Origin of the sequence: Parasphingorhabdus sp. (assembly GCF_039977335.1) — a bacterium.
Classification (GTDB): Bacteria; Pseudomonadota; Alphaproteobacteria; order Sphingomonadales; family Sphingomonadaceae; genus Parasphingorhabdus.
Genome location: NZ_JBDWDI010000004.1, coordinates 376,892 through 392,787 on the forward strand (window position 1 = coordinate 376,892; position 15,896 = coordinate 392,787).

Consider the following 15,896-nt stretch of genomic DNA (forward strand, 5'->3'; position numbering starts at 1 on the left):
GCTCCATTTTGGTATGCAATAACCATTAAGAGTAATTTTGCAGCGGTTAGAGAAAGAACTCTTAAACTGCCACAGGCGCAGAAATATGGGATTGCGGTTCGTAATTCTGTACTTCAAAATCAGTAATCTGATAATCGAAAATCGAATTTGGCTTGCGCAGTATTGTGAATCTTGGGGTGCCAAACGGCTTGCGGGACAGCTGCTCCTCAACAAGCTCAGCGTGATTTAGATATAGATGTACATCACCGCCATTCCAAACCAGCTCACCTGCTTCCAGGTCACATTGTTGCGCGATCATGCGCAGCAGCAAAGCAGCAGAATAGATGTTAAACGCGAACCCAAGTCCAAGATCACAGCTACGTTGATAAAGAATGGCGGAAAGTTTGCCGTCAGATACGTAGAATTGATATGTCTTGTGACAAGGTGGTAAAGCCATCTCATCTAGTTCCGCGACATTCCATCCCGTAAAAATATGCCGCCGAGATCCCGGATTATTCTTTAGACTATCGATGAGCAACTTGATCTGATTGATACCGTTCTTTTCACGGCGATAGAGCCCCTCACCTGCTGGCGTATAACGCGGCCAATTGACCCATTGCGTTCCATAGACAGGCCCCAAATCGCCCCATTGATCAGCAAATGATTTATCGTCGATGATCCTCTGTTCAAAAACATCTCGACTGATTTCATCACCCGTTTCTTTGCGATATTTGTCTAATGGCCAATCCGTCCAAATATGAACTTTTTGCTCAACCAAAGATCGAATGTTGGTATCACCCGTCAGAAACCAAAGCATTTCCCGAGTAGCTGTTTTCCAGAAAACTCGCTTTGTCGTTAAAAGAGGGATGGCCTCCTCAGCAAGATCAAATCGCATGGTTGCGCCAAATACTGCCCGAGTGCCAACACCCGTACGGTCAACACGCTCGTCACCGCTTGTCCAAATATGACGCATCAGATCAAGATATTGCTGCTCATAGTGCTGGTCAGGATTCACAACGCTTACTCCAAAATATTCTTCGCGACGCTATACAGCAATCTCGCGTTCCTCAACCAAGCAATTGAACTTAATCGTCCGCAAGCAGAGCAGTTGGTCAGAATAGCTTCACATCAACCCGGCTAAATCGGCTCCAACATCTCCCTTCACTTCCTCCATAACCGGGAAAGTTGTTGTCTGATAAACACCCGGTAGATCGTTGATGCAATCTGTAAGGATCTCTCGATATTCCTCCATATTCCGGCAACGTACCTTGACAAGATAGTCAAAGCCGCCAGCCATCATATGGCATGACTGTATCGTGTCGATTTTTCGAACGGCCGCATTAAACTGTTCCAGATGCCGACGACTGGTTGCTTCAAGCTTTACCTGAATGAAGACCACATAGTTTTTACGTATCTTTCGCATATTCAAATGCGCATGATAGCCTGTAATATATCCGTCTTCCTCAAGACGTTTGAGGCGGATCTGACACGGTGTTTTCGATAATCCGACTTGTTCAGAAAGCGAAGAAAGTGAAAGCCGACCATCGGCCTGAACTGCTTTCAATATACGCCAATCAAATTTATCAAGATTCCTATCATCCATCTCTTTTCAGACCTTTCACCCTATTAATAATAAGTATATTAGTATATTTTTCTATATAAACTCGGTTTTAGATATTACTAACCTAATGACAGCCAATAAATTCGCAAGATGAATCAACAAACCTCTATCCATCCATCTAACCAAAAACTTCGTACTGCGATTTCGGCTGCGACTTGGCGCTGCGAAAACGCGTTGCAAGCGCAAATGCAAAAGGACCTGCAGCTGGACAGCACAACCTGGGAAAAAATATCGGCCAGCAGTAGCAGCTTGATAGAACAGCTACGTGCCAGCAAAAAACAGCCGTTAATCGATCAATTCCTAACCGAATATGGTCTCTCGAGTGACGAAGGTGTTCAACTTATGCGGTTAGCCGAGGCTTTATCTCGAACCACCGATCCCATCACGGCCAATGAACTCATCCGCGACAAATTGATCGGTCGGCGTTGGTTGTCCCACAGCGGGGCTGGCCATACGCTAGTGATGAGCCTTGCCGGGAGAGCATTGCATCTGACCGACAAATGGCTGCAATGGACTAGAAATGCCAGAAACCCTCTAACAAAAATAGGCGACGCCAAACTACGCTTTGCCACCCGGACGGCAATCAAGGCGCTTTCCTCTCAATTTGTGTTTGCCGAAACGCTCGATCAAGCATTGAAGCGCGTCAAGCAATATGGCCGACAGGGCTATGTTTTCTCGTTCGATATGCTCGGCGAAGCGGCACGCACGGAGGCGGATGCGGAAAAATATTATACCGCTTACGCCGACGCCTTGGACAAAGTCGCGCGCCACGCCCAATTTAATGACCCTCGCCTCAATCATGGGATTTCCATAAAGCTATCAGCCTTGCACCCACGATACGAATATGCACAGGCTGAACATGTTGTTCCGCTTATTGCCGCCAAGTTGCAAAGGCTTGCAATCAAGGCCCGCCAAGCGAATGTCCAGATCACCATCGATGCGGAAGAAGCTGAGCTGCTCGACATATCTATGGACGTGCTCGAAGCCATCATGGCCGATCCTGAACTAAAAGGATGGCAAGGCCTTGGCTTTGTCGTGCAAGCTTATCAGCGACGTGCCCTGCCCTTGCTTGACTGGTTAGCGGAAAAGGCACGACAATTTGAAGCGCCTCTTTTCATCCGGCTGGTAAAGGGCGCTTATTGGGATAGCGAAATAAAACGTGCCCAGGAAATGGGGCTGGAGAGCTATCCAGTATTCACGCGAAAGGAGATGACGGACCTCAGCTATCTGGCCTGCGCGCAAAAATTGTTAGACCATCCTGAATGCTTCCATCCGCAATTTGCGACGCATAACGCATATAGCATTGCGGCCATCCGCCAGTTGGCTGGTGCCGATCGAGCGATTGAGTTTCAGCGCCTCTTTGGCATGGGCCAACAATTGCACGACATTATATTGACCAAACCCAATGCCAGCAGCCGTATATATGCGCCCGTAGGCACACAAAAGGACCTTCTATCTTATCTGATCCGGCGGTTGCTGGAAAATGGAGCCAACAGTTCTTTCGTACATAAGCTTGCTGACCACGATGTTGAACTGTCCACGCTCACCCAAGATCCAACTACTGCGTTGGCACGATATCCTTCGGCTACGAACAACAATATTCCTGCGCCGCGCGGCTATTTGAATGATACTCGGGCAATCGCGGCGGGTTGGGACTTGTCCAATCCAGCGGTCCGGCAGCGCTTTCAAAAAGGCTTGGATCAAGCTGCCAATCATAGCTATCTTGCCACACCTATTGTCGCAGGCAAGGAAACCTCCGGGAGTGCACATCCCGTCAAAAATCCCGCCAGGTTCAACGAGCATGTTGGTGAAGTCATTTCAGCGGACAAGAAGCTTGCCGAAACCGCGATGGAAACTGCCAGCAAGGCATATAAATTCTGGTCCAGTCGCCCTACAGCTGAACGCGCTTCCGCATTGGAGAATGCCGCCGACTTGCTAGAAAAGCGCGCTGCAACTTTCCATTATCTTGCAATGAAGGAAGCCGGAAAAACATGGTCGGATGCCATAGATGAAGTGCGCGAAGCAGTGGATTTCTGCCGCTACTATGAACAGCAAATCAAGACCCCGTCTTTCGAAGATCGAAAAGCGTTAGGGGTAGCTGTCTGCATTTCTCCATGGAATTTTCCCTTGGCGATATTCCTCGGGCAGATCACGGCAGCGCTAGCCGCCGGGAATACCGTTGTAGCTAAACCTGCCGAACAAACTCCCCTCATCGCGACCGAGGCAGTGCGATTGTTACACGATGCTGGAATTGATCCAGCTGCGATTAACCTGGTTCTCGGTGATGGCGCTGATATCGGCGAAGCCTTGGTCTCTAACCCATCCGCAGCGACAGTAATCTTTACAGGTTCCACAGCGACGGCAAAACGTATAGCAAGCCGTCTTGCGAAAGATGGCCGCCCGCTTACGCCCCTGATCGCTGAGACGGGCGGCATTAATGCGATGATCGTCGATTCATCAGCACTCTTGGAACAAACTGTCGACGATGTTGTATCTTCCGCTTTTCAAAGCGCCGGACAACGCTGCTCCGCCTTGCGTATTTTGTGCATACAAGAGGATATCGCCGACGAGTTCAACAATCTGTTAAGCGGTGCAATGAACGCCTTGATAATCGGCAATCCCGATCAAATCGATTGCGATATCGGTCCAGTCATTGATGCTGGCGCAAAAGAGAATATCGTCAAACATATAGAGCGGCTGGACAAAGTTGGACGAAAAATCGGACAAACGCCCGAAGGCGATATCCAAGATGGCTATTTCATTCGCCCGGTCGCTTATGAGCTCGATCATTTTTCTGATATAGATCAAGAGATTTTCGGACCTGTGCTCCATATCGTTCGGTTCCCGGCCAGCGAAAAAAGCGATATGATTGACCAGGTCAACCAAAGTGGGTTTGGTTTAACACTTGGTATTCAGAGCAGGATTGAAAGCATATGCGATAACATGGCCAAAAAGGCCGATGTGGGTAACATTTACATTAATCGCAACCAGATTGGCGCTGTTGTAGGTGTTCAACCTTTCGGTGGTCAAGGACTGTCTGGAACAGGACCAAAGGCTGGCGGACCTCTCTATTTGCTCCGTCTGTCAAATAAGATGGGATCGGATACAGGCATTTCTAGAGCGCCGGTTGTCCCGACAGAAACTGACGGCCAAATCCTTTCCAACAAACTTTCCGAACCTGTCTCAAAAGGCCTCGCGGCTCATCGTCAGATTGATGACAATTTTCTACATAGAGATAGTGTCGGTGCTCTTTTGCAAGATATCGGCGGCGAGTTTGGAAAAATTATCGACCGAGAACTCGGGTCGAGAGATTCAATTTTCGCAAATGATATAGTCCTTGCATCACCGGCTGGAGAAACCAACTCCTATAGCATCCAGGGACGCGGTCTTATCATTTCGATGCTTCGGGATCCCAGAGATATTTTAACTGCATGTGCTCGTGCCATTGTGACCGGCAATAGCTTTCTTCAAATAGATCAAGACAGCGCGAACAAAAACATTGATCCATGGTTTGCGAGCATAAACCATGCGATCGGGATTGATAATTTCGTTCAACGTGCAGGATCCACGCTAGATGATATAACTGGCCAGTTGCAAAACAGACCGGTCGCAGCTCTTGTCGTCGAATCAAATGACCCTAATATTCCAGCAATTGGTAATGCTATCGCCGCGAGGAAAGGCGCTATCTTACCCATCCTAACCGTGGCTGATATGCACGACCGCTTTGTCCACGAGAAAACGGTTACTCGCAATATTGCGGCCGCCGGCGGGGATGTCTCGTTACTCAACGCTTGATTGTCATTACTTTCTGACGGTTTTTTACTTTTAAAACGTTAGATATCAAACAGCCACAATACCAAAATCGCGTTAACCTTATTTTGATTATCGCTGCGTAATGCAGCCCTATGACAACGCGCGTTCTCATTGTCGATGACCGGCCAACGAATCTCAGGATTTACGCCCAGTTTGTAACTATCATGGGGGAGAAATACTCCTCCGTGACATTTGCCGATCCCGTGGAAGCGCTGGAATGGCTGGGAAACAACAGCGCTGAGCTGCTAGTTGTGGACTACCGGATGCCGCAAATGAACGGCGCGGAATTCATAAAAAAAGTCCGTAAGATGTCGAATTGTAGTGACGTCCCGGCAATTGTCATCACGGCGCACCAGGACCGTGAATGTCGGTTATCCGCTTTGGATGCCGGCGCCACCGATTTCCTGCAAAGCCCCGTATCCCATGTAGAGTTCTGCAAACGCGCCATGTCGCTTTTGACCAAAAGCCAAAAAAGCGTCAATTTGCGGAAACGAGCATCCGAAATTGAACGAAAACACGCAGCACTCTCCGATGCCGTGGATCAAGGTGCTCCAGCAAGCAAAAGCATGTTGGAACAAATTATTGATACCATACCAATCATGATAAACGCCACGGATCGTTCTGGTCGGTGCCTGTTTACCAATGCCTATCAATCTGCACTATTTGATAAGACGCCAGATCAGATGGTTGGAAAAGATTTTGGTGAAATACTCGGCCCAGAGCTCGCCCTAAATTCGGAGCGCAGAAATAATAGTGTTCTGAAAACAGAACAGCCTATCCCCCATTATGAAGAAAAGTTCACCAGTGACGGCGTCGAACTTATCTTTCACTGCAACAAATCTCCGCTGTTAAACCATAATGGTGAGACCATCGGGGTGTTGACAACAGCGGTTGATATTACAGCACGAAAATTTGCGGAAGAACATCGCACCCATCTTGCTTTGCATGACATGTTGACCGGATTGCCCAATCGCGCGTTGCTAGCCGAGAAGGTTCGCAAAGCGATCGATACCTGCGAAAAAACCGGTCAAGAAGCAGCTTTGTTGCTGCTTGACCTTGATCGCTTCAAGGTGATCAACGACACACGCGGGCACCATAGCGGCGACACTTTGCTGCGTGAAGTGGCTGATCGGCTCCTTGAAATGATCGGCCCAGACGATTTCGCAGCCCGTATCGGCGGCGACGAATTTGCTATCATACTAGGCAAAGTAGATGGCGCTGATGCCATTAATTCGCGATGCACCAAAATATTGAAAGCCATCAATCAACCCTATTCCATAAGTGGTATCGAGCAAGTCATCGGCGCGAGTATTGGCGTGAGCTTGATACCAACCGATGGTAATGAATATGAAGAGTTACTGCGCCTCGCGGACCTCGCCATGTATGATGCAAAAGCCAATGGCCGCAATTGCCATCGTTTCTTCTCAGAAGGCATGAACCAGATTGCACAGGCTGATGCTGCTCTGGAAATAGAATTGCGTGACGCACTCGGCCAGGATCAGTTTGCCCTCGAGTATCAACCCATTGTTGACGCAAAGACCTTAAACTATGTCGGACTGGAAGCGTTGATCCGTTGGGATCACCCTACCCGTGGGCGTTTGCTGCCAGTACAATTTATCAGAGTTGCTGACGACACAGGTATCATGGATAGCTTGGGCAAATGGGTTATTGCCGAAGTGTGTAGGCAAATCCGGCAGTTTGCAGACGATGGTATCGATCTTCCACGGGTAGCAATAAATGTCTCCCCTCGCCAATTCCAGAACCAGAATGTCTGCGAAGAGATATTGAAAAATATCGAGAAAAACGGAATTGATCCGTCAAAAATCGTCGTTGAAATCACCGAAGAATTACTGCTGGATAACAATGATCACGTCCGTGAAACTTTGAACCGTTTGCGCAAAACTGGCGTGGGAATCTCTATCGATGACTTTGGTACGGGCTATTCATCGTTGCAATATCTTCGTGATCTGCCAGCCAACTGCCTGAAAATTGACCGGACTTTTATCTCTCGCATTGAGCAGTCTGCTGCTGATCGTGCCATTATTGGCACAATTTCACATCTCGCCCACGCACTTGATATGCGCGTCATCGCCGAGGGTGTTGAGAATGATGCACAGCTTGAACTGCTGCAAGTTTCGGGTGTTGACGAAATTCAAGGATTCAAAATTGCCCGGCCGCAGCGCGTTGAAGATTTACCAAAGCTATTCGGTATGGCGGCAAACCATACTTCCAGTGCTGTGGAAGGTTGAATAGGATGCTCTCATTTGGTCCGCGCTCGCAGCATAAAAGTTCAAGCCAATCCAAATCCCATCACCGCCACCACAGCAGCCATCATAATCATCATGGTGTAGCTGCACGAGACCGCGGTCGCGGCCGTGATCGGGAACGGGAAATGATCATAAACCGCCTGGTTTTGATCCTCATAACGCTTGCCATCTCGTTATTCCTGGGCGCCTCGCAAGATATTATGTTGGGATTCCAGCTGCACCTTATAGCAAGTTGGGCAATCTTTATCGCCTATCGCTTGAATCCTGGCCCCAGCAGTGCGAGGCGCGTTGTAGGGCTTGTGACCGATTTTGGGGTATCAACTTACCTTTTTGCGATCGGTGGCAGCGCCCTTGCAGCCCTCTATCCTTTATATCTTTGGGTGATATTGGGTTACGGCTTTCGCTTTGGCATCAAATGGTTGGCAATCGCAGCTGTTATGGGAACATTATCGTTTGGCTGGACAGTCTACAATGTTCCATTCTGGAAAGAAAATCTCTCGCTCTCTTTGGGCCTGCTAGTTGGACTAATCGTTATCCCAGGCTATTGTTCAACATTGATCAAGAAAATATCCCAAGCCACAAAAGAGGCGGAGGAAGCAAACAAAGCCAAAAGCCTTTTCTTGGCCAGCATCAGCCACGAATTACGGACACCGCTCAATGCTATCATTGGATATGGCACGCATTTGCTGGATATGAAACTGCCGGACGCGCAGCAACAAATGGTAAGTACAAGTGTATCTGCTGGTCAACATCTCCTGCACCTTATCAATCAGTTGTTGAATTTTGCGCGATCCGACACTCGGGAAGAGTTACCGGAACCAAAAACATTTAGTGTCGTTGATGTGCTTACCGAAGTCAGAGATATCATGCAGTTGGCGGCAAATGAGAAAGGCCTGACCATTCATTTACAAGCAGAAGCGATGAGTGATCAACCCATCTCGGGGCAGTTAGAATATATTCGCAACATATTGATCAATCTAACCAGCAACGCTGTGAAGTTCACAGAAACCGGTTCAATAACATTGAAGTGCGGAATAAATAGCGACGTCGATATCCCTGTGCTTTGGTGTTCTGTTACCGATACAGGCCCCGGTATTGAAGCCGAAGCACATGAAAAAATATTCGGCGTATTCCAGCAAGCCGATGAGAGCATCATCGACAATTTCGGTGGAACGGGTCTGGGGCTCGCCATCTGCAAGCAACTGGCCTTGCAAATGGGTGGTGATATCAGTTTGGAGAGTGCGGTCACGGAAGGCAGCACCTTTACGCTTACTTGTCCGGTCGATGCTATTGCCGAAATCGAAGAAATCTCAGATGAAGAAAGCTTCAGAATATTATCATTGGGTTTTGGACTGAGCGGTCCGGATATCTCAAAACAAGAGGCCAAAAAAGTCCATATTGATCATATTCAATGTGCAAAAAATGACAGGCTGGAAACGATTCTCAAAAATCGTGCTCTTGCCTCTTATGACCTAGCTCTACTTGACGATGAAATAGCCGAGCAACACAAGGATGATCCCATATTCTGGGACCATTTCCGCGACGCCAATCTGCCACCGGTCTTGTTGTCGAAAAATAGTGGCAGAAGTCTTGATGAAATTAAGTTACGCGCGGCGTTTGCATCTGTTTTACCGGCATCCCCGGATTTCGACGCGGTACGTAGCGTTGTTCAAATCGGCTGTTCATTCAACCGCACAAGCAAAAAACCAGAGGATGATCCTCAGCGCATTATCCGGACATCGGTTTCACTTGATGTACTGGTTGCCGATGATAACCGCACCAACCAGATGGTCTTGCAAACGATCCTCACCAACGCTGGCCACAAGGTTGTTGCTGTTTCTGATGGCGAGCAAGCATTGGATGAACTCGAGAAATATACCTTTGATATTGTATTTCTCGACGTCAACATGCCCAATATTGGCGGTATTGAATGTTGCAAATTATGGCGTCAGATCGAAGGTCCACGCAATCCTATCCCTATCATCGGCCTGACAGCTGATTCCACCGATGAGACAGAGAAGAAATGTCTCGACGCCGGTATGGACCTGCGCCTTACAAAACCGATTGAAGCAGGTGTTTTGCTGGACACGGTCGCGGAACAAACCGGTAATTTCCTCGAACCGGATACCGCCGATCCAGTTGGCGATATCGATCCATTTAATGTTGTTCGTTCAATCGGATCAAAATCGGCAGATAATCTAGAGCCGCCTATAGATGTGAAGCAGATGGATTATCTCAAATCGATCGGCGATGAAACCTTCGTCCAGTCAATAATCGACGCCTATATCGAAGACACATCAGACATCATGATTGCCTTTGAACGAGCGATAGAAGACGAAAATGTCGAAGAGTTCCGTTTCCACGCACATGCTTTCAAGAGCGGCGCAAATAATGTCGGAGCGAGCAGATTAGCTCAGATGTGTGGCCAACTCGAAGTCATCACCGAGCTGGATTTTACCGAACGACGCATTGAATATCTTGCGCAAATCAAGGAAGAGGTCTCACGGATCACTGACTTCTTGAACAAACCGGAAGCAGCTAAAACAGGCGATATTCAAGACGACTTTAGCGCAGCAGGCTATTATCGGTAGTCAGACAGCTTTAAGCGAGCGCTCTATTCTGCGTTCTTGAGCCGACGCCAAACGCTCCATTTTCCGCACATCAGCTTCTTCAAGATGTAGCGCTGTTTCAGCCCACATGTCGGTAATTTCAAGCAATTCGTCGATCGTTACCGGATTGGAAAGGCGCCGCGCCTTGTAGACAGCACGTTCGGCATGGAACCGTTTCTTGTTCTCTTTGGTATATTCAACAATCGCCTCTTCGCCCTTGCCATCCTCAGCCAGGATATCAACCACGCCCATGTCGTATAGCTCTTCGGCGGTGAACAATTTTCCTTCCAGAATAAATTTTTCTGTCTCACGGCGGCTAAGGCGCTGTCTAAGATAGCTATATGCCCCCATTCCCGGGAACAGATTAAACAAAATTTCTGGCAAGCCAAGTCGCGCACTTCGTTCTGCAACCAGAATATCAAACGCCAGGGCATGTTCAAAACCGCCACCCAATGCGTCTCCCTGAACTAAGGCCATCGTGATGATCGGAGCGCCAAAGCCTGTGCTATTGGCATATTGCATGTGAACACAAGTGCGCGCATATTTCTTCAGGGCACCCAGATCACGTCGCCTGATGCAATCAGCAAAATGCTTCAGATCACCGCCGAGATTGTAAATTCCCGGAGTATGAGAGCCACAAACAAAATACCGTAAAGGATCGACAGCGCGCCCAGCATCCATAGCATAATTTGTATGCACCCAATCCTGTACCAACTGGATTTCGTCACCTAGTTCATAGGTGTAACTAGGGCGGGATTTCTGGTTCATATAGCACCAGAAAATTTCATCGGATTTATCAAACCGCAGATCTATCTCGTTGAAATTCTGTGTAAGTATATCCTGTCCGAAACCATGCTGCGATATGATCAATGAATCGGTTCCATCAACGACCAAATCGGTCTCGATATCATTCACGGCTTGGCTTCTCAAATCCATATATACTCTCCACATAATCGGGGCTACGTCGAAACTCTGGCGTAACAATTCCCGAACTGCTTGGGACATATTTTTATGACACGCCCCAAAAAGAAGCAAGTAAAAGTCAAAGGATTAAATTACATCCTTAATGGACCTAAAAAAACACCAGTCTTTGGCGGCACTTAGTGGTAAATAACCGATTGTAAAATTTGGTAAAATTGGCAAATACTGCCAACAAAAAGTGGATATCAACTTGTCCTGCAACCATCTAATCTTGTTAATAAATAGCTGGTTCTTGTAGTTACTGTTAACCAGCTTCAGCCTCAGAACCCGCTGATGCACTGATCAAACCACGATAGGCCCGCACAGCAGATCTGGTTCCCTTCGTAACCTCAAAGACGTCCTCAGCGATGGGCATTGCCACATTATATTTTTTTGCTAGTGCCATTACTGTTGGAGCGCTTTTCACGCCCTCTGCGACCATGAGCATTTCTTCAATGATTTCATCAATATTGCGGCCTTTACCAAGCTCAACGCCGACATGCCTATTCCGGCTCAGCGGGCTGGTACAGGTTGCGATCATATCACCCATACCTGTCAAACCTGCAAATGTTTCCGGGCGTCCACCCATGGCGACGCCCAACCGGGTAATCTCAGCAAGACCGCGGGTGATCAGAGCAGAGCGGGTATTGTCCCCAGCTCCCAGTCCATCACCCATGCCGACAGCGATGGCGATGATGTTTTTCAATACCCCGCCTAATTCACATCCTAGCAGGTCGGTATTGGTGTAAACGCGAAACAGCCCTGAATGAAACAGCTGCTGCAACTGTTTGACAATAATCTCGTCTTCCATGGAGATAACGCTGGCGGCTGCCTGCCCCGCCATAATTTCCCGCGCCAGATTGGGGCCCGTCAATACGCCAACTGGGTGACCAGGCAGCACATCTTCAATGACTTCCGTCATGCGTTTGCCTGTGGATAGCTCCAGACCTTTGGTCAGGCTGATAACGGGAACCCAAGGTCGCAAATAAGATTTGGCTTCTTCAAGAACGCCGCGGAAATTATTTGACGGAATTCCCATAACAAGAACGTCGGCATCAGATACAGCCTCTCCAATATCGCCAGTAGCTTCTAGTGCTTCCGGTAATTCGGCATCAGGTAGGTATTTTCTGTTGCGACTATTTTCGTTAATGTCGCGAACGGTATCGCTATCTCTAGCCCACATCTTGATCGGTGCGTTGCGCGAAACCAAAGAAGCTACGGTCGTTCCCCAAGAACCGCCACCCAATAGTCCAACACGCAATTTCATAGCTTTTCCCCATTTTTCCGCGACTCCTCTTTTTAAGAAGCTCTATGCGACCAAACTGGCTGCAAATTTAATGTTTTGCAAGAAATGCCCGATGCACTGCGGCAGTCTCTTTTGGTTTCTCGATCATCGGAATATGGCCAGTCTCTTCAAAGATCACCGCCTCGCTGTCTCGGATTCCTTCATCTAGTACCGCAACACAGCTAACATCAATTAAGCGGTCATGACGCCCCCAGATAATCAAGCTTGGTGCCATCACTTCGCCAAGGCGGTCATTAAGGGGATGATTGATACCTGCACCAGCAATTTGCCAGAAAATCTTATCCAGAACTTCTCTGTGAGCTTCTGCCTCCGCAAAAAATATCTTTTTGAAGTTTTTGGGCATCGGTACAGGTTTATAGGAAACGAACGCCATGAGCCGATCGACATCCGCAACATTGCTCAAAGCTAAGGAATTCTCGCCTTTCTCAGCAGCAACGGCCAGTTCGCTCTTGTCTTCCCCCATTACACCGGCATTGTTGAACAATGTAAGCGAGGACACTTTATCGGGATATTCCATCGCAAATTGCAGAGCGATGAAGCCCCCCATACTATTGCCGCCAATATGACATTTCGTGATATTCATAGCGTCCAGAAATGCGTTTAGTCGATGCACTTGGGAGGAAATATCATAATCGCGATCGAGAGACCGGTTGTTCTCGCCAAAACCCGGCAAATCAGGCGCAATTAATCGATGATACTTTGTGATATGCGGCGCGTAAATGGACCAGTTATCCTTGTCCCCTCCAAAACCATGCAGCAAAACAACCGGCACACCGTCTCCTCGTCCACCTTCCAGAAAAGGCCAGACGTTGTCACCGACACGGACTGACTTTTGCCGTATCCCACCGCGCAGGCGCAGCATTGCGGTCATCAAGTCATAGAGCGCTTTTGGAAGTATGAAATAGGCGACCAAAACGGCCAATATTAAGGCGCCCAAAAAGTACAAAATGATCATCATTGCGAAATCCCCCCTATTCGCATCTACCGCCATTATCGCGTCAATATACGTTTAATCCAGTCGGTCATGTCGGTCAGTACCATGTCTTTTTCCGGTTCATTGAAAATCTCGTGAAACAGCTCAGGATAGATTCTCAACATTTTTTCTTCGGAACCTATATTCTCATTGAGAAATACCGATCCCTCCGGGGCAGTCAGGCTATCATTCTCACCGTGCAGCATCAACGTCGGCAGCGTGATCTTCGCCGCATGGCTTTGTACCAGCTCCATATTGGCCATCATTTCAGCAGCCAACCGGGCACTAATTTTGGTGCCAGACACCAGCGGATCAGCCAGATAGTCGGAAACAACCTTAGGGTCGCGGCTGACCCCGTTGGCATCCAGTGCGAGAACGCCCATTTTTGGCGCCGCTTTTGAAAGTATCTTGCTGAGCGCTTTCATGAAGGAAGACGGTTCTTCGGTGGCCTTTATCGCCGGACCGGACAATACAGCGGCGGTAAAACGAGACTGCTTCTTCAGCAAGTAAGTCGCGCCAATCAAACCGCCTAGACTATGACCCACCAATATCAACGGAAGCACCTTTTGCTCCTCTGGCAGCTCGTCGATTAGGGCATCGAGACCGTCATGATAGACTGAAAAATCCGGGACAAAACCATTGTCTCCACTCGACTTGCCGTGCCCCCAATGGTCTAGCGTGTGCACCGCCAGCCCGTGTTGCACACAATGTTCAGCAAAATAGCCATATCGCCCGCTATGCTCATCATAACCGTGGACCAATATGATGACCGCTTTGACAGCGCTTTCCGGAGTCCAGCTTTGGCAATAGAGTGAAGCTCCTGCTCCGGCAGACGAGGCCGCCAGCGTCAATGCCCCCTCTTGATGCCTCAAGCTATTTTCCTTTTCATCGCAACCATATGATCATGCGCCAATTCAGTTTCATATTCGAACAAGATGCGATCCAGTGTCTGGCTGATTTTCGTCTGCGTACGCACCATTTCGATCTTCGGCCACGTTGTACGCTCGCCAAGTTGAATTAGCTCGCCAATCTCTTCCATCGATAAATCACTGAGAATTTTCGCCGGACTCCAGAACATCGTTGGACGAATGACATTGATATCGCCGGTATAGTCCTGATTGATCACCGACAGCGTCATATTCGCCATACTGTTGAGCCGTGGAAAATAGGACAACGGTTTCTGCATGATCTCGACATTAGCATTGAGCCAAGCTTTCATTGTCGATGTCGTTGCATTTCTGATTGCAGAAATAGGGGTCTTTTGCTGTTTCACGTCGGTCGCAAAGGGCGTGATCAGCGGATTGGCTTGGCTGACGATATGATGATTAACCCCATAGAGCCTCCCGAGCCGTTTGGCTGGTAAGTCATGGGTTACCGAACCATCGACCCATTTTCGATTGGGCAAATAGGGCTTGCGCTCTCCAGTATGGTCCTTAGCCGCTAGTGTCACCGGCGGATAAACACCAGGAACAGCGCAGGACGCCATAACCGCTTCGCGAATATAGACATTAGGCGAAGCGATAGCATTCAACAGACGCGACGTCTGATGCTTTTCTGCTGGCGCAATAGAAACATTGAGGTGTCTTCCGGTAAGCTCATAAGCCTCTTGAAAAGTGAGATCAGGGATCATCGTCGCGATCCGTTCGCGAATTTCGTCGATTTTCAGGCGCCTTGTGCCACCAAATATGCTCAACCCCGTTTGCGCCGCTATTTCGTCCCGGCCATCTGTGACCAAGTTTTCAGGTTCAAAAAACGGGGGAATTTCGTTATCTACATGGGTGCTGATCAAAGCCCCGACTACAGACCCCCCGCTGGAACCGGACATGATGTGCGGCAAGAGCCCTTCGGACCAAAGTGATTTCACCACTCCCATATGAAAATAGAGAAAAGCACCCGATCCGCTCATCAAGAACGCAGAGCGGCCATAGCAATGCTGCGCCCGACGAAAGAAATCTAGCTTCTCTTCAAACGGTATATCATCAACCTTATCACTCGCCAGATATTCCAGCGAATTTACAATAGCGTCGACATAATCTTGGATCAGTTGTTTGGTGCCAAATTTGGCTTTCTGGTGCAGGCGATCATTGCCCATGCCGTCCATATTTCCATGTATGCCCTCATTCAACGCATAGAGGAGGCCAGCATTGTCCTGGGCTTTCCAGAGTTTTGAGAGGCGTTTAAGGCGCCGGCGGATAGAAGCATTATCGAAATGCTTGCTCTCGTCAGACGCCTTCCATTTATCGACCCCAGTTGAGCGATCATGCGCAGCAGCGGCATCAGACCAGTCGGAATAATTTTCCGCCTGGGCCATCGCCTTTTCCATCTTCAAAGTGGTATTCAAAATCATAATTTACTCGCTTACTGTGAG

10 protein-coding genes are annotated in these 15,896 nt (G+C 48.5%); 3 read left to right on the forward strand and 7 right to left on the reverse strand.

All coding sequences use genetic code 11. The features are described 5' to 3' along the window. Positions 1 to 61: 61 nt before the first annotated feature. Positions 62 to 994, reverse strand: a complete 933-nt coding sequence (locus ABJM21_RS09040; RefSeq protein WP_348301472.1) for a thymidylate synthase — start codon at positions 992 to 994, stop codon at positions 62 to 64. Positions 995 to 1,102: 108 nt separating this feature from the next. Then, positions 1,103 to 1,582 carry an Lrp/AsnC ligand binding domain-containing protein gene (locus ABJM21_RS09045; RefSeq protein ID WP_348301471.1) on the reverse strand — a complete coding sequence of 160 codons (480 nt, stop codon included), beginning with the start codon at positions 1,580 to 1,582 and terminating at the stop codon, positions 1,103 to 1,105. Between the two features lie 108 nt (positions 1,583 to 1,690). On the opposite strand from ABJM21_RS09045, the gene putA reads away from it, so the two are divergent. The 3 genes from putA (at position 1,691) to ABJM21_RS09060 (ending at position 10,271) form a co-directional block, all read left to right on the forward strand. Next, the gene (putA, locus tag ABJM21_RS09050; protein ID WP_348301470.1) at positions 1,691 to 5,395 is read left to right on the forward strand and encodes a bifunctional proline dehydrogenase/L-glutamate gamma-semialdehyde dehydrogenase PutA; all 3,705 of its coding nucleotides are present in this window, start codon (positions 1,691 to 1,693) and stop codon (positions 5,393 to 5,395) included. Between the two features lie 110 nt (positions 5,396 to 5,505). Next, positions 5,506 to 7,662 carry an EAL domain-containing protein gene (locus tag ABJM21_RS09055; protein ID WP_348301469.1) on the forward strand — a complete coding sequence of 719 codons (2,157 nt, stop codon included), beginning with the start codon at positions 5,506 to 5,508 and terminating at the stop codon, positions 7,660 to 7,662. Positions 7,663 to 7,979: 317 nt separating this feature from the next. Next, the gene (locus ABJM21_RS09060; protein WP_348301468.1) at positions 7,980 to 10,271 is read left to right on the forward strand and encodes a response regulator; all 2,292 of its coding nucleotides are present in this window, start codon (positions 7,980 to 7,982) and stop codon (positions 10,269 to 10,271) included. Here the strand turns inward: ABJM21_RS09060 and ABJM21_RS09065 are convergent, their stop codons facing one another. The 5 genes from ABJM21_RS09065 to ABJM21_RS09085 all read right to left on the reverse strand — a co-directional run bounded on the left by ABJM21_RS09065 (position 10,272) and on the right by ABJM21_RS09085 (position 15,875). Further along, a complete protein-coding gene (locus tag ABJM21_RS09065) occupies positions 10,272 to 11,225 on the reverse strand; it encodes a crotonase/enoyl-CoA hydratase family protein (RefSeq protein WP_348301467.1) in 954 nt (317 codons plus the stop codon). It lies immediately after the preceding gene. Positions 11,226 to 11,514: 289 nt separating this feature from the next. Then, complete coding sequence (locus ABJM21_RS09070; RefSeq protein WP_348301466.1) at positions 11,515 to 12,516, reverse strand: NAD(P)H-dependent glycerol-3-phosphate dehydrogenase; 1,002 nt, start codon at positions 12,514 to 12,516, stop codon at positions 11,515 to 11,517. Between the two features lie 67 nt (positions 12,517 to 12,583). Next, a complete protein-coding gene (locus tag ABJM21_RS09075) occupies positions 12,584 to 13,513 on the reverse strand; it encodes an alpha/beta fold hydrolase (RefSeq protein ID WP_348301465.1) in 930 nt (309 codons plus the stop codon). 32 nt (positions 13,514 to 13,545) lie between these two features. After that, positions 13,546 to 14,400 (reverse strand): lysophospholipase, encoded by an 855-nt coding sequence (locus tag ABJM21_RS09080; protein WP_348301464.1) that lies wholly within the window; start codon positions 14,398 to 14,400, stop codon positions 13,546 to 13,548. Beyond that, a complete protein-coding gene (locus tag ABJM21_RS09085) occupies positions 14,397 to 15,875 on the reverse strand; it encodes a DUF3336 domain-containing protein (RefSeq protein ID WP_348301463.1) in 1,479 nt (492 codons plus the stop codon). The genes ABJM21_RS09080 and ABJM21_RS09085 overlap by 4 nt, the downstream gene beginning before the upstream one ends. Positions 15,876 to 15,896: the final 21 nt, after the last annotated feature.

Bases quoted from the DNA above. Each gene is read 5' to 3' on its own strand.
- ABJM21_RS09045 (WP_348301471.1), bottom strand. From the start codon at position 1,582: ATGGATGATAGGAATCTTGATAAATTTGATTGGCGTATATTGAAAGCA.
- putA (WP_348301470.1), top strand. From the start codon at position 1,691: ATGAATCAACAAACCTCTATCCATCCATCTAACCAAAAACTTCGTACT.
- ABJM21_RS09055 (WP_348301469.1), top strand. From the start codon at position 5,506: ATGACAACGCGCGTTCTCATTGTCGATGACCGGCCAACGAATCTCAGG.
- ABJM21_RS09065 (WP_348301467.1), bottom strand. From the start codon at position 11,225: ATGGATTTGAGAAGCCAAGCCGTGAATGATATCGAGACCGATTTGGTC.
- ABJM21_RS09070 (WP_348301466.1), bottom strand. From the start codon at position 12,516: ATGAAATTGCGTGTTGGACTATTGGGTGGCGGTTCTTGGGGAACGACC.
- ABJM21_RS09075 (WP_348301465.1), bottom strand. From the start codon at position 13,513: ATGATGATCATTTTGTACTTTTTGGGCGCCTTAATATTGGCCGTTTTG.
- ABJM21_RS09085 (WP_348301463.1), bottom strand. From the start codon at position 15,875: ATGATTTTGAATACCACTTTGAAGATGGAAAAGGCGATGGCCCAGGCG.